The organism is Halomonas faecis, assembly GCF_010993975.1.
Taxonomy (GTDB): domain Bacteria; phylum Pseudomonadota; class Gammaproteobacteria; order Pseudomonadales; family Halomonadaceae; genus Halomonas; species Halomonas faecis.
In genome coordinates this window covers 19321-38680 of the sequence record NZ_JAACZO010000014.1, presented here as the reverse complement: position 1 = coordinate 38680, position 19360 = coordinate 19321, and the positions used below count along the sequence as shown (strand labels likewise).

Here is a 19360-nt window from a genome sequence, read left to right as displayed (position 1 = left end):
TCTACGGCAACGATCCCCAATGCAGCAACCCGGGCACATGCCTTCGCGGCGGTCCCGGGTCTTGCCGATCAAGGGACAAGGACGACCCGGCCCAGAATGGCATTTCCCTCGGCATAGGCATGTGCCGCGGCGACCTCGCAAAGCGAAAACCGTCGATCGATGGGAACCTCCAGCTCACCGGTGGCGGCCAGGCGCAACATGTCGTCGACCGTCCTGTGGACGTCGGGCTTTTCGAGCTGGCTGCCCATGAACACGCCCAGAAGCGTCTGGTTGGCCTGCAGGGCGGGCCAGAGGTCCAGGTCCAGCGACGCGCGCCCTGCATTGCCGACGAAAACCAGACGGCCCTCGGGCCGGAGTGCGGCAAGCGATCCCGCGAGCGTGGAGCCGACGGGATCGACGACCAGATCCACGCCGCGGCCGTCGGTCAGACGCATGACGGCTGCGGTCACATCCTCAGAGCGGTGGTCGATCGCGGCGTCCAGCCCATAAGCCCGCAGTCGCGCAGCGCGATCCGCGCCCGAGACGGTTGCCAATACCTTCGAACCGGCGCGATGGGCCAGTTGGATCGCCGCGAGCCCGACGCTGCCCGCTCCGCCCTGCACGAGCAGGGTCTCGCCCTCGACCAGGTTGCCGCGCGCGAACAGGCTGTGATGGGCGGTTCCGAACGAGATGGGCAGGGCGGCCGCAGCCGCCATCTGCAACCCGTCCGGCACGATCCATGTCCGCGAGGCCTTCACGGCGCGCATTTCGGCATGGGACCCGCCCATGTCGAATGACGTCACCTTTTGCCCGATGAAGCGGTCGCGAACCTTCGCGCCAACCTCGACGATCTCGCCCGCGGCCGCATAGCCAGGAACGTGGCCTGCTGCCTGAGGCGCCGCCGTTGCCCGATTGATGAGATCGCCCCCCTCGATCGAGATTGCCTCCACCCGGAGGAGGACTCCATCCTCGGGACAAACCGGAGTCTCGACTTCAGTGTAGCTCAGGACCTCCGGTCCGCCTGGGACCTCATAATATGCAGCCTTCATGGTCTTTCCTTCCATTGGCCTTCTTCCTCCGATTCTGACGGCGCCGCAGCGCCTGAACGCGTACTTCACTTGAGCCCGGCTCATTCATGAGGGCAGCCTGAAAACGAAGATAGCGGATGGTATCCTCCTTAAAAATCAGTGCGTTCCGGCAAGAACCTGATTCCAGAGGACCATCCGCTATGGGTGAAAGCGTATCTCCCTGGATTCCGTCCTGCAACGGGTCCATCCGCGTTGAGCTCGACGGCCAGCGACAGCGGTGCTCTGCTGCGTAAAGCCCTCGACAACAGCGGCGTGATCGAGGCGCTGGAGAGGATCCTGGCGCTCTACCGCAAGCGCGATGCCCCCAGTGAGCGTCACGACATGGACTGCAAGGCCCGATCTTCGGCTAGCATCGCCGTTAGTGTCTCACCCACGGTGCGCACTGCCCTGGCGACTTCCGGCGTGAGGCCGGCAGCGTAGTTAAGCCGCAGACAGTCGCGATACTTGCCGGACGCAGAGAACAACGAGCCCGGGGCAATACGGATGCGCGCCCCAGACAGCCGTGTGTTGAGATCCACGCAGTCAATGCCGGCAGGCATCTCTAGCCACAGCAGGAAACCACCCTCTGGGTAACTGACCGCAGTACCGGCAGGAAACCAACGCTTGATCCAGCCCAGCATGGTGTTGCGATGGTTCTGATATTGGCGAGTCACCTCACGCAGGTGGCGTTCGTAATGGCCACGTTCGACGAAGGCTGCCACTGCCAGTTGCGGTAGGGTCGCCGAGGCACCGGTGGAGACATACTTCATGTGGGTGACCCGGTCGCGATAGCGCCCGGGAGCGATCCAGCCCACCCGCAGACCCGGCGAAAGTGTCTTCGAAAACGAACTGCACAGCAGCACTCGACCGTCGTCGTCGAAGGCCTTGAGAGTCCTCGGCCGCGGCAGCCGATAGGCTAGATCACCGTAGATATCATCTTCGATGATCGCCACATCGAAACGCTGGGCCAGGCGCACCAAGTCACGCTTCTTGGCCTCTGGCATTGTGTAGCCAAGCGGATTGTTGCAGGTCGGGGTGACCTGAATCGCGCAGATCGGCCACTGCTCGAGCGCTAATTCCAGCGCCTCAAGGCTGATGCCAGTTTGCGGGTCGGTGGGAATTTCCAGCGCTTTCAGGCCATTGGCCTTGAGAATCTGCAGGGTGCCGTAGAAGCTCGGCGAGTCCACTGCCACCACATCGCCGGGCTTCCCCAAGCCGCGGATGGCGATTGCCAGTGCCTCCTGGCAACCGGTAGTGATCAGGATATCGTCAGGAGGCATCAGGCAGCCCGATGCAGTGGCCAGTCGGGCGACCTGTCGACGCAGCTCGAGACTGCCGGCTAGTCGATCGTAGTTGTGGCCATAGACGTCGCCGCGCCGGTGCAGGCCGGTCAGAAGACGCTGCAGTGGCTTGAGCGTGGGCGCCTCCAGGTCAGGGATACCACGCCCCAGCATCAGCCTGTCATCGTCGCCGGGCACACCGACCAGTTCCAGTACCTGATCCCACTGCGACACGTCAAGCGGACGCTGGGCCGGCCGCGTCGGTGCAGGCAACTGCGCCAGCGTCTGGCGGGGCAATACAAAGAAGCCCGAGCGGGGGCGCGACTCGACCAGCGCCGTATCTTCCAGCCGCCGATAAGCCTCCTGGACGGTGGAGATGCTGACCCCGAACTCCCGGCACAGGGCACGTACTGAAGGTAGGCGGTCGCCGACCCGATACACCCCCTGCTCGATGCGCCTGCGCAGCTCGTCGGCTACCTGCTCGTAGCGCTTCATGACCCATCATCCTTGACGTCGAAAAAGGATACAGCGTGAGAGCGAAACAGCGATACAGCCTACCTTCTCACCGCCTCTGTATCTAAAAATACATCACGACTGAATCTGTATCGATACCTCTGCACGCCATACCCTGATCCGGGCGATACCATCAGGAGGGACACACCGTGCACCACGCAATCACTCGTCTCCTGTCATTATTAGCAAACGTGTTTCTTAAATAAGTTCAAGGACGAGAGATCTCATGAAGTATATTATTATACTTAGCCACCAAGGCGGCTCCTTTGTCGGAAAGTTATCTCAAGCAGCTGAAAAGCTCTGCTTGAAGTCTATTGTACTGTCCTCGAGGTCTGATGCCGACAAGTGGGAAAAACTATTAGCAATCACCCCGTATGCCTACCAAGCCGCAGAAAGCAATCTAACATTTGAGACTGTAGTCAGCCTTATCAATGAGAACGACATAGACACAGATAATATAAAAGGGTTTATTTCTGTATGGGAAGGATACCGCCCTTTAATGGCCTCCCTGAATGAGCATTACGGCTTCAAAGACATCTCCAGAGATACAGCCAAAACTTTGCGAGACAAACTAAAAGTCCGGTCTCGCTTAAAGGAAAGGGGGCTTAGCAGTGTCAGCATTGATCTCGCCGACGAAAAAACCATATCTAAACGTTTGGGCCAAGCAGAAAGGTCATTTATTAAACCCCGCTTTGGGCTTGGGTCTGTGGGGGCCAAAGAGCTAAAAGGCCAAAATGACCTTTATTATATGTCATATATAAAAAGCGAACTAGAGTCTGATAAACTTCTCGGCGAAGCAGTAAGTGGAAATGAGTTTATCATTGAGGACTTTGTAGAAGGTCCCGAACTAAGTGCTGAAGTGGTAATTGAGGGTGGTGATTTACAAATCCTTGCCTTACATGAAAAGACTGAAACCCATCACGGCTTGTTCACTACTACAGAACCATTTTGTGTTTCACCTCCTATCACTGAGCTTGATGAGAACTGCTTCAGAAGGTGGCTGAACGCAGTTTTTAGCTCTTTCAACCTAACGTACGGCTGCTATCATGTTGAGCTTAAGATTAAAACCAAAAACGACTTTGAAATAATTGAAATAAACCCACGCGCCGGGGGTGCTCTTATTGTAGAGAGCACCAACCATGTGGCTAATACTGACATTCTAGCCAGATGGATTGCATCACTAAGTGACACTAAAGACCCATACAACATACCAATCAACAAAAAAAGTAATGCTTTATCCAAAGACTTGGCGAGCGATCAAGAGCACATCCTTTGCTCAGCGTTCAGAGTTTATTTTTCACAGATGAAAGGTAGAGTCGAAAGTCTCAAATTGAGTTCATGCTCTCCCCCTCCATCGTCATATGACATACTTGTCAAGCTAGGTCAAGAGTTATCTATGGAGGGAGCCGAACAGTATTTAGGACAAGCCCTTTGGACATCACCAGCTAATAGCGCTCAACAAGCGCATAATTTCTTTGACAAGGTCCAAAAGGTATCAAAAAGCCTTCTTCATGTTGAGATTCGACCTAAAGAAGTCAAAGAGAGTGTATTCTTAGTTATCGACTATAACTTAAGCCGTTCCGATGAAGTTATGAGCATCGCTGAGAAATGCCACTCTATTCTAGGTGTACGAACAGTACTTTTGACTACAAAGGGCAAGTCCATAAACCATGATTTTATCATAAATTCAGAGTTTGAAGACCTCAGATCCAAGTCGTTTATTTTTGAGGGCGTGGAATTTTTAAAACGAAACAAGCTTCACTGTACTGGTGGTGTCGTGTTTTCAGATGACGCGATCATTACTGGCTCATATATTTTGGATCATTTCGGAGTATGGACAGATGACCCAGAACTATCTCTGAATTCTCATGACAAATGGGAATACAGAGAATCAGAGTCCAAAGAAAAGCTACCTGAAGGGGTGAGTAGACCTGTATATTTAAATGCACATGAGCTTAATGATAGCTCATTTAAAGAACAAGAAACCTGGGTTATAAAGCCACGCTGTGAAGGCAATAATCGCGGAGTAGTAAAAGCTAATAAAATTGATCATCTAGGTTTGGCCTTATCACTTAACAAAAGCCATATGGGGCAAGGCCTAATTGCTGAGCAATGTATCAAAGCATCTGAAGAGTTTTCAGTCGATGGAGTTGGCGAGTTGAGTTTTATAACAAAAAAGCTGTCAACAGGAGGTCTTTACCCACTGGAGATTGGCCAAGTACTGCCTGCGTACCTAACAGAAGAAAAGCTCAGAAAAGTAACCGAAGCGAGTTCTTTGGCGAATAAGCTAACAGGACAATACATTGGTGCTTTCCATAATGAAATAATGATCTGCAGTGAGACAGGTAACGCTTATGTGGTTGAGCCAAATCGTCGCCCAGGAGGCATGAAAATATGGGAGCTAATCAAGAACAGCTATGATGTTGACCTATATGACAAATGGATATATTCAGCCACAACGGGTGAAGTGGCTAGTTTATATTCTCCTCCTCCCAAAAGGCGATCTGGGTTATTGATGTTACCGGGGCCCATTGGGAAGCATCTTGGTCACACTGTCGTATTATCCGCGCTTGATAAGCTCGTCGGTGCTGTTTGGGACGAGCTAGAAGTTCCAGTTAATTCAAGGCCTAAGCATAGTCGGCCTAATTTCTTGGTCAACGATGGCCATGCTTTCAGCCATCAGCCAATTGATGGACATGGCTTTATGATGACCATCAGCTTCCAATGCGAGTTAGAAATACATCTAGAAAGCCTACTTAAAGACTTTTACGAAATGTGGTGTCGCGAGACTCTAGACTCCTGGGATGACCTTGTCTCCAATAAAATTCTTGGATAAGCCTGAGCCAACAGCTTTGCTGACGAGGTATAAAAGTGATGGATAATTTTACGTCTAAGACCGGGCTTAATGTAGACATATACAATTTTGAAATATGCGGCAAAAAAGGTTATGAACTAATTAGCAGCTCTGCTCCTAGTGATAAGTACATGCTATATCTGCATGGGGGGCCAAACCTTAGCTGTGACCCATACATTCTTGACACTATTTACGGGGGATTTCGTTCACTAGAAAACCTCCTTAGGTACACTAACATCATTTTAATAGACCAAAAAGAAGAACTAACCCTTACGCGCTTCAAAGAAATGAGCAAAGAAGAGGGGGGCGAGAAAAAAAGCATTAGAAAAATAATTGATAGCCATAGCCCAGCTGCCTACTCTAAGGTATACAAAGAGGTCATAGAACAGTATTTGTATAAGTATGACTATGGCGTTTTTGCGCAAAGCTTTGGTACTCAGGCTCTTCTATGCTTACTCGACGATCAGCTAGCGGAATACTTTACCCCAAAGTACTTAGCTTTAGGAAGTCCTTTTCTTGGCATAGACGACCCCGGATCATTTGTGCTCCACAGAAGACAAAAGCTCTTCCACAGGACAAAACTACTAAGAAAAACACTTGCAGATTCACCAACGCTTAAGAAAGTAGTGGATAGGGGTGATGCCCTTGGGGTGGGCGACTTGCTTAAGCACCAATTGTCAAAACTTATTTCACATCCATCGCACCCTATAGGGGTGATAGAAAAGACTATTGAAAAACATATTGCCGATTTGAATGGCTTTGATGACTCAAGGCTTGAAAAATATTGCCAAACTGGCTCTCAGGATTTGATCAACTTTGTAGTCGGATCACAATATTTTTGCCCCGGGGGAAACATTTATAAAGCAACATTGGAATCTATGAAGCAAGTTAACTATTCAGTATGGATGCCCGATGAAGCCGTTATAATGAAGTACGCAATGGAGGATTGCCTTCAATCCACAACCCTCCTTGATATAGATTTCAATTTTTCTTTGCCTGTCCTAGATACGGAACGGCTAACTAAATTGATGGAGGTTGTGCCAACATTAATTTATGTCGACCCTCAAGATTTCATGGTTCCAGTTGACAGGTATATGAAGATGGAGTTGATGGCGCTTGAAGAGAAGGGAAGGCTTGAGGTTAGAGAGGGATATGGCCACTGGATAGGCCATGCCACATTTGGAAGATTGTTGGGAGCGCTTCGATGAATTTTACGTCACGATTATTAGTGGTTCTTGTCGCTTTGCTATGGGGTTTTAACTTTGTTGTGATCCGATGGGGGATAGAAGATATTGATCCAGCCACAATGACAGCGCTTCGTTTTTTCTTCACAGCATTTCCCTTGATCTTCTTTGTTAAGAGACCAAATGTGAAATTAGGGGTCTTAGCCCTATACGGTATTTTATTTGGGGCTGGGGTGTGGGGGCTTGTTAACTTGTCCGTCGCTCTTGGCACGCCAGCTGGCCATGCCTCCCTTCTATTACAACTAAGTGCTTTCCTAACCGTAATTGCAGGTTTATTGAAATATGCGGAGCCATTCACTCTGGTAAAAAAAGTAGGAATCGGGATTGCTTTTCTTGGTTTTGCAACGGTCGTCTTTAACAAAGGAAATGCCGTCTCTTCATTTGGAGTGGCTTTAGTATTTCTCTCTGCTGGCTTTTGGACCATATGCAATATGATCATCAAATCCTACAAGCCCGATAATGTGGTTGGCTTTATTGTCTGGTCCAGCCTTTTTGTTCCAATCCCTTTTGGGGCTGTCATGCTTCTAAGTCAATCCGGCGAAGGCACAACCACATATATTGGTTACATTTCAGGCTTCTCACTCCCAACAATGAAAGGATGGGCTTCAATATTTTTCCAAGCATTCGCAACAACTTTGCTCGGATATGGGATATGGTCATACTCAATCTCACGGTATGGGTTATCAAATGTGGCTCCATATTCCTTGTTAGTTCCGATCTCTGGGTTGTTTTTTGGTTGGTTACTTTACCAAGAGGTTCTTTCATCAGGAGAGATTGTTGGTTCGGCGTTAGTTATCATTGGGTTAGCGCTTCTTTCTGTCAACAATCTCAAATATTTCACAAGGGGGAAATATAGAGACATAAAATCGCAGTAAGGAGGTGTTAACGAAAACAAGGAGGCACTTATGGATAATTTTATTGGTGTTGATGTCGATGGTGAAAGGCTAGAACTCCCGAATGGCAGTAGCTTTCTCAGGCTTGCCGTGGACAACCCTGGGGCAATTCCTTTTAGATGTAAGCAAGGAATTTGTGGGAGCTGTCGGATACAAATAATCGAGGGGGGAGAGAATGCTTCTTCCCCAAGCAAAGAGGAATCAGATTTTTTGATGCGATTAGGCCATGATACTGACAACACTCGACTAGCGTGCCAAACGCATGCTTATGGGTCGCTGAGAGTGAGAACATGCAATCAATATAAAGGGGGGAAAAGGTAGATTGCTAGTAGTTGCGGATATTTTAAAACCATTACTTGGAGACCTTAGTGGCTATGTCTTATACAACCAAGTCCAAACTTGAAAGTGCTGATAAAATTAGTCCTGTACGTTGTAAGGGGTTTGGGATTCAGCGGGATAATGGATGTCTTTCAATGCGAGAAGCTGAAGATTTCCGCGCTGAGTGCGATGCTTATATTGATGAGCAAATAAAAGAGTGGCAGCGAGATGTAGCTTCGGCACACCTCCCTGAGAAACTCGAAGACTTTGATTGGGATGTATACCGCCGTGGGTTGCTCGAAACTGCGTACCGCATCCGTTTATTAAGAGTTATAGAAAGTAAGGCTATTTCTCAGATAGCTAAAACGAGCCCCGATGCTGCAAAAATTTGGGCTGAATATGAAGCAGACGAGATGACTCACGACGAGATGTTCTTAGATGACTTGGTGAATTCCGGTGTAGACATCTCAGTTATCAATCAGTATGAACCTTCCCTTGAAACAAAATTATTAGTAGGATATTTCGCGTACCTTCTAGAACATGAAGGGCCATTAGGCGTTGTCTCTTACTCATACTTGGTTGAATATGTTAATGTGAAGATGGAAATGAATAGAGTTGATATTCTCTCTAAACTATTATCAGAGCCGATGGTCATCGGCCAAAGAGCTCACGCTTATACAGACATCAATCATGATCACCCTACGATGGTGTGGGAATGTCTTTCGAAATTAATTAAAACCGAAAATGACAAAAGAGCTGTTTTTGTTTATTTCGACAATTTCAAGAAACTACTTATGATGTTTATGAATGGTGATGATATCAAAGAAGGTATTAAGGATAGTGGAAATGCCATCGCCTGAATTGAGAACGATGTCAATCATAATACTCCACCGGATACCGTACCAAAAGGTACGGTATCATGAAGTCATAGACCATGATCTACATGATGTGCATTATGTAATAACAAACCAAGGTAACGACATCCCTACTAACTTAAGGCATAAAAAAATATATGTCCCCTGCAAGGATTACACTGAAGAAGTTATAGGGGAGGTTATAAGAAACAAGATCAACCCAGACAAAGTAATAGCCCTATCTGAATATAACTTGATAGCCGCAGAAATCATAAGGTCATCGCTATCAATGGAGGCTAAGAGGGGAAACGAGCGCTTGCAATCTGTTTATCGTTGTCGTGACAAAAGGCAAATGAAAAGAAGCGTGGAAAAAGCTAACATCCCTATAGCCAAAAGCATTGCAATCTCATCTCGAGAAGATCTGAATGAGAATAACTTTGACTTCCACAAGTTTATAATAAAGCCAGCCAAAGGGGCCTCTAGTGAAAACACGAGAATGCTGAAAACGAGAGAGGAGTTATTTTTAGATGATGAGCTAATCTCATCTATTGGCAATAACGAGCCCTATATTGCGGAAGAGTTTGTGGATGGTGATATCTATCACTTTGATGGATTGGTTGTTGGCGGGGTGATTAAATTCTTCTTAGGCAGCCATTATGTGGGAAACTGCCTGGATTTTGCTAACGGGCACCCTTTGGGTTCAGTTCAATTAGCTGATGATCACGAGTATTTTGACTGGGTCGAACGCTGCATTAAGGCCGTGGGAATAAACAATGGTGCCTTTCATTTAGAGGGGGTGCAAGGAGAACATGGGATGGTCTTTTTAGAGGTTGGTAATCGCGCGGGCGGCGCTGGAGTTGTTGAATGCACAGAAAGAGCGCTAGGTATTAACTTGATGCAAGAAGAAGTACGATTATCCATTCTGGGTGATAAATACAGACCGCCAAATATCCGGAAGGAAAGAAAGTGCTATGGTTGGTTTGTAGTTCCATCAGCTTCTTTCAACACCTCAACGAAGAGCCTTCAGATATTGAAAGACAAGTTCCCTGAAATTGTTTCCCTAAACATCAACATCCATCCTGACAGGCCGGGTTCGATTAGTTATGCGGAGGAGCATAACCCCTGTACTGGAAGCATATCTTCTGACTCTCATCTGAGAGGCGTTAAGGTAATTGAAGAGCTGTTTCAAGAAGTATCATAGTGTTTTCCGTGAGTTTGAAGGTTGCGCAGGGCGGATTGGCCCTGCGCTCTATTTAATCTTAGCCGCCGATGAGAAATAGTAAAGGAAGAGTTCGGTAAGTGTACAACTAGCCTTCTTCCTCGATACTCCCCGACACAAAGTCCACGAACGGTTTCCGCTTAATATTCCATTCACTCTAAGTAAAGCTATCCAACCCCCGGCTGATGTCTTCTTTTATATCTTCTAAATACTCCAACCCCACAGACACTCGTATTAACCCTTGCGTTATACCAGCCATTTGCCGCTGCTCTTCAGTTAGTCGTCCGTGTGATGTGCTTGCTGGGTGAGATAAAAGAGTCTTCGTATCCCCAAGGTTTGTACACAATGATAAAGTTGTTAGCATGTCTAACACATAAAACGCCCGCGCTCTTGCTTGCGTCGCACATTCGGCCCGCACTTCAAATGACAATATTGCACCGCCAGAACCATTTTGCTGTGCCATAGCCAGCTCGTGCTGTGGATGGCTAGATAACCCAGGGTAATATACTCTCTTCACTGCCGGATGCTCTTCTAACCACTTTGCCAGAGATAGAGCCCTGCTTGCCTGGGCTGTCATTCTGATGTCGAGAGTCTCCAGCCCCTTTAAAACCACCCATGCGTTGAAGGGTGCTAATGTCATGCCTGAACTTTTTAGCGTGGGAGTAAGAGAGTTTCTAATGATTTCTTCTTTAGTGCATAGCGCTCCAGCCATAACACGCCCTTGGCCATCAAGATACTTAGTCCCGGAGTGCATCACAATGTCAGCACCTAAGGATAGAGGGCGCTGTAGAACAGGAGTCGCAAAGCAATTATCGACGCAAAGTAATGCTCCAGCGTCTCTTGCAAGGCTTGCTAGTTGCTGGATATCACATAGTGTGGTGAGCGGATTCGTTGGCGTTTCAGCAAATAATAGTTTGCTATTTGGCTTAACTGCATTTCTCCATGCGTCAGTGTCAGCTTGTGGAACAAAGGTTGACTCCACCCCGAATTTTGCCAAATCAGTTCCTATCAATTTGATAGTGGAGCCGAACATTGATTGTGAGCAAACAATATGATCTCCAGACTTCAGAAGCCCTAAACACATCATTAAAATCGCAGACATCCCTGAGGCAGTTGAGATGCATGCTTCTGCACCTTCAAGGTCAGCTAGCCGCTTTTCAAAGCTTGCTACTGTTGGGTTGCCATAACGTCCATATGTAAACCCTTCTTCATCCCCGGAAAAACGCCGAGCTGAAGTTTCAGCTGTTGGCTGCACATAGCCGCTAGTGAGGAACAAGGCTTCTGAATTTTCTCCAAATTGACTCCGCTCAACTGAGCTTCTGACTGCCAAGGTGTTATGATGTAACGTCTTGGCTGACTTTTTATCTCCCTTTTTATCATCATCCATATGGCATATTACTCCTGTTTTTCAATTTCTCAGATCAAACTATCACGAAGCCCCATCACTCATGCAGAAGCGGCATTGTGCTCAGAAACTGCATTCAACCCATATAATGGACGGTTTCAATGATGAAGTGCAACTCCTGATCCATCCGGTATGGTATTGCTATGCCTCACTGCTATCGCCTCCTATCTTCTGAAGACCGAGCCACCATCATACTGATGCGAGCCACTCACTCGACAATGTTCTCGTCAAGTCAGAGCGGACACATTTTGAATCTGCAACTGCCAATTTAATATCTCTGATCTTATCCCGGCTTATTCATGAGGGCAGCCTGAAAACGAAGATAGCGGATGGTATTCTCTAGAGAAATCAGTGTGTTCCGCCAAGAACCTGATTCCAGAGGACCATCCGCTATGGGTGAAAGCGTATCTCCCTGGATTCCGTCCTGCAACGGGTCTATCCGCGTTGAGCTCGACGGCCATCGCACCACCAGCGACAGCGGTGCTCTGCTGCTGCGTGACGCCCTCGACAACAGCGGAGTGATCGAGGCGCTGGAGGACAACCTGGTCGACCCGCGCCACCCGCTGCGTATCCGCCACTCTCTGGCCAGTCAGCTGCACACCGTGTGTTGCAACGTGCCATGAGCTGGATCGATCTCAGCGATACCACCACGCTGCGCCGCGACGCGTGGTGCTGGTGGTGCAGGAACACCCCGATGATCTGCTGCTGCATGCCTTCTCCCTGGTCACCAACCTCGGCAAGTTCGACTGGCCGCCGGAGAGGATCCTGGCGCTCTACCGCAAGCGCGGCAGCGCCGAAGCGCACATGGGTGAGGTGAAGTCGGCGTTGGACGTGCATCTCTCGTCGACCGATCGTGGCGCCTCCACCGTCCAGGACGTTATGGCCCGCAACGAGGTGAGCCTGCTGCTGAGCCTCTACGCCTACCAGGTTCTGCATGAACTGAGGCGCCTGCTGGAGAGCCAGGCGCTCCAGGGGTGGAGCCTGAAGCGGATGCGCGAACAGGTGCTCAAGGTCGCGGCCACGCTGACGGTACACGCCCGGCGCATCACCGTGCACCTCGGCGATGCCGCCGACAAATGGTAGCCCACCTTGCTGAAGGGACTACCTCGGCTGACGGCTCTGGTCTGATCTTCGGCATCACCACGTCCCACCACGCAGCAGGCAAGGCGACCACCATGGAGGTCGACGGCCACGGCTGTGCCGGTGATCGACATTGATTCCTAAAAGCTATAAAAAGGCCGGCCAAAAGCCAAGTCGGGTATAGGTCAACCGACTACCCAGCGGCCGCACGACGTTGAAGTGGGTCGATACCGGCACCCCCTTGGTTCAACCCCCTCATACGGCACCCTGATGAATGAGGCGGGATGAACCTGCTCCCGGATGAAGTGCTGTAGAAGCTCCCTGGCTGCTATCAGAGGATAACTTCTATAGGCGATCCGATCATCCGGGACCCTGCAGCCTAAGAAAAGAAACCTGCCGGAAACATGCACCATTTGCCTATCATCGGCCCTCTCTGGTCTCCTGCCGCAGGCTCTCGAGAAACAAGGTGAAGGCGCGGGCCGGCTGGCGCCGGCTTGAATAAAAGGCGTGATAGCCCGGAAACCGGGGGCACCAGTCGGCCAGGACTTCAATAAGACGACCGTCGCCCAAGAAGGGCGCGGCAAGGTCCTCAAGCATGTAGGCCAGGCCCATCCCCGCAAGGGCCGCCTGCACGAGCGCGTCACCGTCGTTGACGACGACGGACGGCGACACCTTCACCGTCTCCGCGTGCCCGTCCTTCTCGAACGACCACGGCGACAGGGTATCGCCGGCATTCCTGAAGCCGATGCAGCGATGCGCGGACAGCTCGCGCGGTGTGCGCGGCGGCTGTTGTTCGGGGCCGATGCGCACGAATGGGCAAGCGCCAAGTGCAGGCAGCTCGCAGCAGAAATCGACGCCTCGAGCGCGCGTGCCTGAGCCAAAGTGATGCCCGCTTCGTCCCGCATCGGCTGCGCTGCGAATGGTGGGTTTAGATTCTTCGAGCGGGCGAAGCTTGAATGACCGCTTCGGCCATTCTGCCACTGCCGCTGCGTTTTCCCGGGATTCGCGAGGCGACACTTTGCCGTGCTGAGGCGCCACCGTCGAGACCATGGCCGCGGCACTGATCGGCGGTCTTACGTGCAAAGGCTTCCGGCCATTACGCCTCACGGCGTGCTCATCAGCTCCATCAACCCCGCCCAACCTTTGAGCCTCCGCGAAGTTCGATCGGTCGGCGCAGAAGGTCTTCTCTTGCCCGAAAAGCCCTCAACCAGCAAGGAAATCGCCCACATGAACGAGGTGTTCGAATGGCACTTCACGCCCTTGTAGCGCCGCGACAATGGTGTCGAGCGTTGCTCGCTTCGGCCAGCGTGGCAGACGACTTGGCGGGCAGGCCTGCCGATTTTGCACACAGGTGTTGTAACCAGTGCGGACTTACGAGGAAGGCTCGGGACAGGCGGCTTCGAACTGTTCCTCATAGGCATTCATGAGGCGTTCGGACTCGCCATTGTTGAGAGGATGGTCAGAATCGAGCATGTCCTTCGGATTGTCAGCCAATGCTTCATTGGCGGCGATGAAGTCATCCAGCGTCGCTTGAAGCTCGGACGGCATATCAGGGCGCACCTCGAGAAGTTGTTGTTTGGCAGTAGCGACTTCCTTCTCATTCACACTCGACCCCAGCAGTGGCGCGGAATAGTTCGCCCAGGCGATGGCGATCTGAAAGCAAACAGGTGCCGCCATCTGTTGCGCGGGTGACATCGTCGAGATTGAGAAAAAAGCTGCTCCAACCAGCCAACTCACTGAACGCTGCATCATTCCATGACTCCAGTTTTCTCGTTTGCAAATACCGCGCTGCGGGGACATAACCGTGACCGCAACCGGGAGGTTATGTGAATTGCGTATGCCTTCCCGGAGGTGAACTCGCCACCTATCAAGGTTTTGAGCCTCCGGGAATCCCGGTACGGCTCAAGTCCCGGGTGAGTACCCTACCGAGAGATCACAGCTAGGCTCACCGGCCAGGGCAGACCTCCGGAACGTCGACCGACGGGCAGCGGCTACCGGCCCTCGCCCTCGGGCCGTGTGAGCGGCAGTGGGCCATACTCCTTAACGGTCTGGATGGCGAAGTTGCTGCGGATGTCGCTGACGCCCGGCAGGCGCAGCAGGGTCCCGGTCAGGAAGCGCTCGTAGTCCGCCAGGTCCGCCACCACCACCTGCAGCAGGAAGTCCGACTCCCCCGACACCAGGTGAGCGGAGACCACCTCCGGCAACGCCACGACCGCCTCGCGGAAGGCGTTGGCCTCGGCCTCGTGGTGGCGCTCCACCTTGATGCCGACGAAGACGGTGAGGCCGAGGCCCACCCCGCCGCGGTCCAGCTCGGCGTGATAGCCGCGGATCAGCCCCGCCGCCTCCAGCTGGCGTACCCGTCGCAGGCAAGGCGAGGGCGAGAGGCTCACCTCCTCGGCCAGCTGCACGTTGCTCAACCGGGCGTCGCGCTGCAGCGCCTCCAGGATGCGCCGGTCGATTGTATCCAGTCGATGCATTGGCATTAATATTCAACTCCCTCTTATTCATTGGCATCTTGTGCCAATTTTATCCATTTCCTAGGCCGACTTCGCAAGGACCTGCCGGCGCCTCCGGGGCTAGACTGGCAGCGTTCCAGGCAGAGGTGTCACTACGGCGGGAGGCGAGGCTATGGAGCTGTGGATGTTCATCGGGGGCCTAGCGGCGGTCTACCTGCTGCCCGGGCCCGACATGCTCTTGGTGCTGCAAACCGGCAGCCAGCAGGGTCACACCCGGGCGCTGGCCACCGCGGCCGGCCTCGCCGTGGCGCGCGGCCTGCACGTGGTCCTGGCGGCTTTGGGGCTGGCCACGCTCTTCGCCACCGCGCCCTGGACCTTCGATGTGGTGCGCTATGCGGGTGGCGCTTACCTGGCCTGGATCGGCCTGCAACTGCTGCGTTCGCCCGACACCACGGCGAACATCGACGCGGCCAACGTGGGGATGTTCGACGACGGTCACCGCCGCGCCTGGCGCCGTGGCCTGCTGACGAACCTGCTCAATCCCAAGTCGCTGCTGTTCTGCTCGGTGCTGCTGCCCCAGTTCGTTTCTCCTGGGGAGGGGCCCGTGCTGCTGCAGTTCACCCTGCTGGGCAGTCTGCTGGTGGGCATCGGCCTGTTGTTCGATGCCGGCTACGCCACCCTGGGGGCCGCGCTGCAGCGCTGGTTCGCCGGCAGCCCCCTACGGACGCGGCTGCAGCGTTGGACCTTCGGCTCGCTAATGATCGCCTTCGCCCTGCGCCTGGCCGCCTGAGGGGCCGGCGGCCTTGTCCTGCGCCAAGCGCCAACGTTGCGTCCCGGCGGCCCTTTCCCAAAACCAGCACCGAAACATGACTTGGCCCATAGGCGGTTCGGTCGAAGCGCCAGCGACGGCTTGCCATCGCACATCAGTATCCCCAGCCAGTAAACTGAGCCCAAGAGCCACCTGACAAGGCAATCCGCGTCGATGAAGCACTCCCGTACCCGTGACTCTCAGGCAACTGCAACCGAGGCGCCCCAATTGACGACACTCGGCGGCCGCCACGTGCTTTTCGTGATGGCGGCCGAGGCTGAGTACGGCCCGCATCTCAGGCAGCGTTTCACCCCGCTCATGACCGGCGTCGGCCCCGTGGAGGCGGCGGTGGAGCTCACCGCGGCGCTGGCTACTCTGGCCCAGCAGGAGTGCCTGCCGGACCTGGTGGTGTCGCTGGGCTCGGCGGGCAGCCGGGTGCTGGAGCAGACCGAGGTCTATCAGGCGACCTCCGTCGCTTACCGCGACATGGACGCCACGCCGCTGGGTTTCGAAAAGGGCGTCACGCCCTTTCTCGATCTGCCGGCGACGCTGCCGCTGCCCCTGCGCATACCCGGCATTCGCGAGGCGACGCTCTCCACCGGCGCCGATATCGTCTCGGGCGCGGCCTATGACGCCATCGCCGCCGAGATGGTGGACATGGAGAGCTACGCCTGCCTGCGCGCCTGCACCCGCTTCGGCGTGCCGCTGGTGGTGCTGCGCGGCATCTCGGACGGCAAGGCGGAGCTACACCACGTGGATGACTGGACGGAGACCCTGCACATCATCGACGAGAAGCTCGCCGCCGCCGTGGATCGCCTTGACGACGCCAAGTCATGACCAAAGACACGGCATTTTTCACTGAATGCAGGACAGGGAGAGTCGGCCTTTGTCGTCGCCAATAACGAGAGACTCGCTCAACTGGCTGACCGGTCAGTTTCACCAGCCAAGCCGAGAAGCGATGTATCGCCGTGACATCGATTCCAGAGTTCGCCTCGAAACCTGCCTGGCCCTCAGCGTGGCTGCCCTGGTCTTTGGCATGTTCGCCATTTCGGACTACTACTATACCGGCGTGAGCACCGAGCTTTACCTGCTGCTCGCCATGCGAATCCTGGTGGTCGTCTCATGCCTGGCCCTGGCATTCGTGATCGGGCGCTGGGGAAACTATTCACGCAAGGGCTGGCTGCATGCCTTGCCACTCTGGATACTGGCAACGGGCATCATCCTGATCGTTCCCTTGCGCCCCGAAAGCCTCTCGACACAGGTCACCGCCGTGGTGGTGGCCACCATGGCCTTCTACCTGCTGATTCCCAACCTGCTCCCCGTGGTGGCATGCGCCAGCCTCTATTTGAGCCTGGGCTTCCTGACCTCAGCGATGATGGTGGCCGATATTCCGGCCGTGGTCGCACTGCGCATATTGCTGTTGCTCATCATGACCAACGCCGTGGGGTTCTTCGCCTTGCTGCGTCTTGAAAAACTGCAACGAAAGCAGTTCGCGCTGCTGCAGGAAGAGCGCGTTCAGAACCGCCAACTGGTCGAGGAAATCGCTCACCGAAAGTCGCTGGAAACGCAGCTGCGCATGGTCGCCGAGCGGGATGCCTTGACGGGCCTGGACAGCCGAAGCCATTTCATGAAGCGCGCCGAGGCGCTGCTGCTACGCTCACAGCTCGAGAAGACGCCCTTCAGCCTGTTCATGATCGACGTGGACCACTTCAAGGCCATCAACGACACCTGGGGGCACAGCCAGGGGGACCGGGTGCTGACCGCGATCGCAGGAACCTGCAAGCGATCCCTCAGGCCCCATGACGTGATCGGGCGCTTCGGCGGCGAGGAGTTCATCGTGGCCCTGCCGAATACTCACCTGAAAGACGCCCGTATGGTGGCGGAACGCGTGCAGAAGACGGTCGCCGAACTGCCGGCGATGGAGGAAATGCCCGACCACCGTCTGACCGTCACCATCGGCATCGCCGGGGTATTCGGTGAGGAGACCGACTTGCCCGCCCTGATCCAGCAGGCCGACCGGGCCCTGTACGCCGGCAAGCACGGCGGAAGGAACCGGGTCGTGATGAGCCACGAAGGCACGCACGAGGCTTGAAGGAAGGAGCGGGTATACACCGGCATCACCCGCGCACGGAACTGCCTCACTGTGGTGAACAGCGGCCACGAAATGCTGAATGAAGCGGTGACGGGGGTAGCGAGGACGAGCGTCCACCGCCACCGGATGCCGGCGCCATTGCGACTGCCAAGGCCGGTGGAAGCGTGGCTACAGCTGCCGGAACAGCGCCGCTGCGAGGATGCCGCCAGCAATGGCCGGTAGCGGCTTCTTCACCACCAGCATGATCGCGGCGGTGGTCAGCAGGGCCAGTCGGGCGCCGTGATCGCCGCTTACCGCCAGGGGCGCGAGTAGGGCCACCAGCACCGAGCCGGACATGGCGTGGATGAACTGCTTGACGCGGTAGCCGATGGGCACGAAGGACATGACGAAGACGCCGCCCCAGCGGGTCGCCAGGGTCACCACCGCCATGGCCAGGATGACGGCCAACGCGCTCATGCCGCCCGTTTCAATGTTCATGGCTACGCCTCCCCCAGGCGAGCCCGGCCAGGCCGCCGGCGAGTGCGCCCACCACCACATGGCTGTTCTCGGGCAGGTAGCGCCAGGCCAGCAGAGAGGCGCCCGCCGCTACCGTCCAGATCAGCAGCATGCGCAAGTTCTTCTCGCCGCCCACCACCATGGCGAGCAGAAAGCAGCCCATCACCATGTCCAGCCCCAGGCTGGCGGGGTCTTGCACGGCACTGCCGAAGTGCAGGCCCAGCCAGGTGCCGAGAACCCAGAACGACCACAGCGCAATCCCGCCGCCCAGAACCAGCCCGAGCCCCGGCCGGCCGCGGCCGAACGCCTGCATGGCCATGGCCCAGTTGGCGTCGGAGGCGACGAACATCACGCCGTAGCGTTTTGCCGGCGAGTGATGACTCAGCCAGGGATAGAGAGTGGCGCCCATCAGCAGGTGGCGGGCATTGATGGCGAAGACGGTCGCCATCAGGGTAAAGAACGGGACCTGCGGTCCCCACAGCTCCAGGGCGGCGAACTGAGAAGCGCCGGCGAACACCATGGCGCTCATGGCGATGATGGACGCATCGTTCAGCCCGGCCTGGGTCGCGGCCAGACCGAAGGCGGCACCGAAGACGATGACGAACAGCGAGATGGGCAGCAGCTCCTTGAAGCCTTCCCACACCAGCGCGCCATCCAGGCGATGCAGCGCCGCTTCCTGCTTTGCCATGCCGAGCTCCTTTTGCGTGTCGTGCGGAGAGTGCCAGTGTGCCGCGGGTCGTTCCCCTCGGAACCGCGCTGGCAACCGCAACGAGGATGCCACTGCCAGCGCTCGACAGCCACTG

The 19360-nt window shown here is 54.2% G+C and carries 17 protein-coding genes and 1 pseudogene; 10 read left to right on the top strand and 8 right to left on the bottom strand.

The genetic code is table 11. From position 1 onward, the window contains the following. Positions 1 to 68: 68 nt before the first annotated feature. On the bottom strand, positions 69 to 1043 hold the full coding sequence (locus GFD32_RS09010; protein WP_240455590.1) for a quinone oxidoreductase family protein: 975 nt from the start codon (positions 1041 to 1043) through the stop codon (positions 69 to 71). Positions 1044 to 1381: 338 nt separating this feature from the next. After that, positions 1382 to 2821 (bottom strand): aminotransferase-like domain-containing protein, encoded by a 1440-nt coding sequence (locus GFD32_RS09000; RefSeq protein WP_163576223.1) that lies wholly within the window; start codon positions 2819 to 2821, stop codon positions 1382 to 1384. A gap of 244 nt (positions 2822 to 3065) precedes the next feature. Here GFD32_RS09000 and GFD32_RS08995 point away from each other — a divergent pair, with 244 nt between their 5' ends. From GFD32_RS08995 to GFD32_RS08970, 6 genes are read left to right on the top strand one after another with little or no spacing between them, the layout of a single operon-like run. Further along, positions 3066 to 5675: an ATP-grasp domain-containing protein gene (locus GFD32_RS08995; protein WP_163576222.1), complete on the top strand. Its 2610-nt coding sequence runs from the start codon at positions 3066 to 3068 to the stop codon at positions 5673 to 5675. Positions 5676 to 5713: 38 nt separating this feature from the next. Further along, positions 5714 to 6901 carry a hypothetical protein gene (locus GFD32_RS08990; RefSeq protein ID WP_163576221.1) on the top strand — a complete coding sequence of 396 codons (1188 nt, stop codon included), beginning with the start codon at positions 5714 to 5716 and terminating at the stop codon, positions 6899 to 6901. Next, positions 6898 to 7812, top strand: coding sequence for an EamA family transporter (locus GFD32_RS08985; protein ID WP_163576220.1), 915 nt, complete (start codon positions 6898 to 6900; stop codon positions 7810 to 7812). The genes GFD32_RS08990 and GFD32_RS08985 overlap by 4 nt, the downstream gene beginning before the upstream one ends. Before the next feature lie 30 nt (positions 7813 to 7842). Further along, positions 7843 to 8151, top strand: coding sequence for a 2Fe-2S iron-sulfur cluster-binding protein (locus GFD32_RS20120; protein WP_163576219.1), 309 nt, complete (start codon positions 7843 to 7845; stop codon positions 8149 to 8151). A 53-nt stretch (positions 8152 to 8204) separates the two neighbouring features. Next, positions 8205 to 9008 carry a heme oxygenase-like domain-containing protein gene (locus GFD32_RS08975; RefSeq protein ID WP_205599076.1) on the top strand — a complete coding sequence of 268 codons (804 nt, stop codon included), beginning with the start codon at positions 8205 to 8207 and terminating at the stop codon, positions 9006 to 9008. Next, positions 8962 to 10203, top strand: a complete 1242-nt coding sequence (locus GFD32_RS08970; RefSeq protein ID WP_163576218.1) for an ATP-grasp domain-containing protein — start codon at positions 8962 to 8964, stop codon at positions 10201 to 10203. The genes GFD32_RS08975 and GFD32_RS08970 overlap by 47 nt, the downstream gene beginning before the upstream one ends. A gap of 175 nt (positions 10204 to 10378) precedes the next feature. Here the strand turns inward: GFD32_RS08970 and GFD32_RS08965 are convergent, their stop codons facing one another. Next, positions 10379 to 11608 (bottom strand): O-succinylhomoserine sulfhydrylase, encoded by a 1230-nt coding sequence (locus GFD32_RS08965; RefSeq protein WP_163576217.1) that lies wholly within the window; start codon positions 11606 to 11608, stop codon positions 10379 to 10381. Between the two features lie 371 nt (positions 11609 to 11979). On the opposite strand from GFD32_RS08965, the pseudogene GFD32_RS08960 reads away from it, so the two are divergent. Then, positions 11980 to 12709, top strand: a pseudogene (locus GFD32_RS08960) (transposase). Positions 12710 to 13126: 417 nt separating this feature from the next. Here GFD32_RS08960 and GFD32_RS19810 read toward each other — a convergent pair. The 3 genes from GFD32_RS19810 to GFD32_RS08945 all read right to left on the bottom strand — a co-directional run bounded on the left by GFD32_RS19810 (position 13127) and on the right by GFD32_RS08945 (position 15189). After that, the gene (locus tag GFD32_RS19810) at positions 13127 to 13756 is read right to left on the bottom strand and encodes a LysR substrate-binding domain-containing protein (RefSeq protein WP_205599075.1); all 630 of its coding nucleotides are present in this window, start codon (positions 13754 to 13756) and stop codon (positions 13127 to 13129) included. Between the two features lie 321 nt (positions 13757 to 14077). Then, complete coding sequence (locus GFD32_RS08950; RefSeq protein ID WP_163576216.1) at positions 14078 to 14458, bottom strand: hypothetical protein; 381 nt, start codon at positions 14456 to 14458, stop codon at positions 14078 to 14080. Between the two features lie 239 nt (positions 14459 to 14697). Continuing rightward, positions 14698 to 15189, bottom strand: coding sequence for an Lrp/AsnC family transcriptional regulator (locus GFD32_RS08945; protein WP_163576215.1), 492 nt, complete (start codon positions 15187 to 15189; stop codon positions 14698 to 14700). Positions 15190 to 15334: 145 nt separating this feature from the next. Here GFD32_RS08945 and GFD32_RS08940 point away from each other — a divergent pair, with 145 nt between their 5' ends. From GFD32_RS08940 to GFD32_RS08930, 3 genes are all read left to right on the top strand, one after another. Next, positions 15335 to 15952: a LysE family translocator gene (locus tag GFD32_RS08940; RefSeq protein WP_163576214.1), complete on the top strand. Its 618-nt coding sequence runs from the start codon at positions 15335 to 15337 to the stop codon at positions 15950 to 15952. 246 nt (positions 15953 to 16198) lie between these two features. Continuing rightward, the gene (locus tag GFD32_RS08935; protein ID WP_240455589.1) at positions 16199 to 16807 is read left to right on the top strand and encodes a 5'-methylthioadenosine/S-adenosylhomocysteine nucleosidase; all 609 of its coding nucleotides are present in this window, start codon (positions 16199 to 16201) and stop codon (positions 16805 to 16807) included. A 121-nt stretch (positions 16808 to 16928) separates the two neighbouring features. Beyond that, entirely contained in the window at positions 16929 to 18062 is a 1134-nt protein-coding gene (locus tag GFD32_RS08930; RefSeq protein WP_240455588.1) for a GGDEF domain-containing protein, read from the top strand. Between the two features lie 168 nt (positions 18063 to 18230). Here the strand turns inward: GFD32_RS08930 and GFD32_RS08925 are convergent, their stop codons facing one another. Together GFD32_RS08925 and GFD32_RS08920 are read right to left on the bottom strand one after the other, a co-directional pair. After that, complete coding sequence (locus GFD32_RS08925; RefSeq protein ID WP_163576211.1) at positions 18231 to 18539, bottom strand: AzlD family protein; 309 nt, start codon at positions 18537 to 18539, stop codon at positions 18231 to 18233. Continuing rightward, positions 18529 to 19245 (bottom strand): AzlC family ABC transporter permease, encoded by a 717-nt coding sequence (locus tag GFD32_RS08920; protein ID WP_163576210.1) that lies wholly within the window; start codon positions 19243 to 19245, stop codon positions 18529 to 18531. The genes GFD32_RS08925 and GFD32_RS08920 overlap by 11 nt, the downstream gene beginning before the upstream one ends. Positions 19246 to 19360 lie beyond the last annotated feature (115 nt).

Excerpts from the sequence above, each read along its gene's own strand:
- GFD32_RS09010 (WP_240455590.1), bottom strand. The coding sequence starts at position 1,043 with ATGGAAGGAAAGACCATGAAGGCTGCATATTATGAGGTCCCAGGCGGA.
- GFD32_RS09000 (WP_163576223.1), bottom strand. The coding sequence starts at position 2,821 with ATGAAGCGCTACGAGCAGGTAGCCGACGAGCTGCGCAGGCGCATCGAG.
- GFD32_RS08995 (WP_163576222.1), top strand. The coding sequence starts at position 3,066 with ATGAAGTATATTATTATACTTAGCCACCAAGGCGGCTCCTTTGTCGGA.
- GFD32_RS08990 (WP_163576221.1), top strand. The coding sequence starts at position 5,714 with ATGGATAATTTTACGTCTAAGACCGGGCTTAATGTAGACATATACAAT.
- GFD32_RS08985 (WP_163576220.1), top strand. The coding sequence starts at position 6,898 with ATGAATTTTACGTCACGATTATTAGTGGTTCTTGTCGCTTTGCTATGG.
- GFD32_RS20120 (WP_163576219.1), top strand. The coding sequence starts at position 7,843 with ATGGATAATTTTATTGGTGTTGATGTCGATGGTGAAAGGCTAGAACTC.
- GFD32_RS08975 (WP_205599076.1), top strand. The coding sequence starts at position 8,205 with ATGTCTTATACAACCAAGTCCAAACTTGAAAGTGCTGATAAAATTAGT.
- GFD32_RS08970 (WP_163576218.1), top strand. The coding sequence starts at position 8,962 with ATGATATCAAAGAAGGTATTAAGGATAGTGGAAATGCCATCGCCTGAA.
- GFD32_RS08965 (WP_163576217.1), bottom strand. The coding sequence starts at position 11,608 with ATGGATGATGATAAAAAGGGAGATAAAAAGTCAGCCAAGACGTTACAT.
- GFD32_RS19810 (WP_205599075.1), bottom strand. The coding sequence starts at position 13,756 with ATGGTCTCGACGGTGGCGCCTCAGCACGGCAAAGTGTCGCCTCGCGAA.
- GFD32_RS08950 (WP_163576216.1), bottom strand. The coding sequence starts at position 14,458 with ATGATGCAGCGTTCAGTGAGTTGGCTGGTTGGAGCAGCTTTTTTCTCA.
- GFD32_RS08945 (WP_163576215.1), bottom strand. The coding sequence starts at position 15,189 with ATGCCAATGCATCGACTGGATACAATCGACCGGCGCATCCTGGAGGCG.
- GFD32_RS08940 (WP_163576214.1), top strand. The coding sequence starts at position 15,335 with ATGGAGCTGTGGATGTTCATCGGGGGCCTAGCGGCGGTCTACCTGCTG.
- GFD32_RS08930 (WP_240455588.1), top strand. The coding sequence starts at position 16,929 with ATGTATCGCCGTGACATCGATTCCAGAGTTCGCCTCGAAACCTGCCTG.
- GFD32_RS08925 (WP_163576211.1), bottom strand. The coding sequence starts at position 18,539 with ATGAACATTGAAACGGGCGGCATGAGCGCGTTGGCCGTCATCCTGGCC.
- GFD32_RS08920 (WP_163576210.1), bottom strand. The coding sequence starts at position 19,245 with ATGGCAAAGCAGGAAGCGGCGCTGCATCGCCTGGATGGCGCGCTGGTG.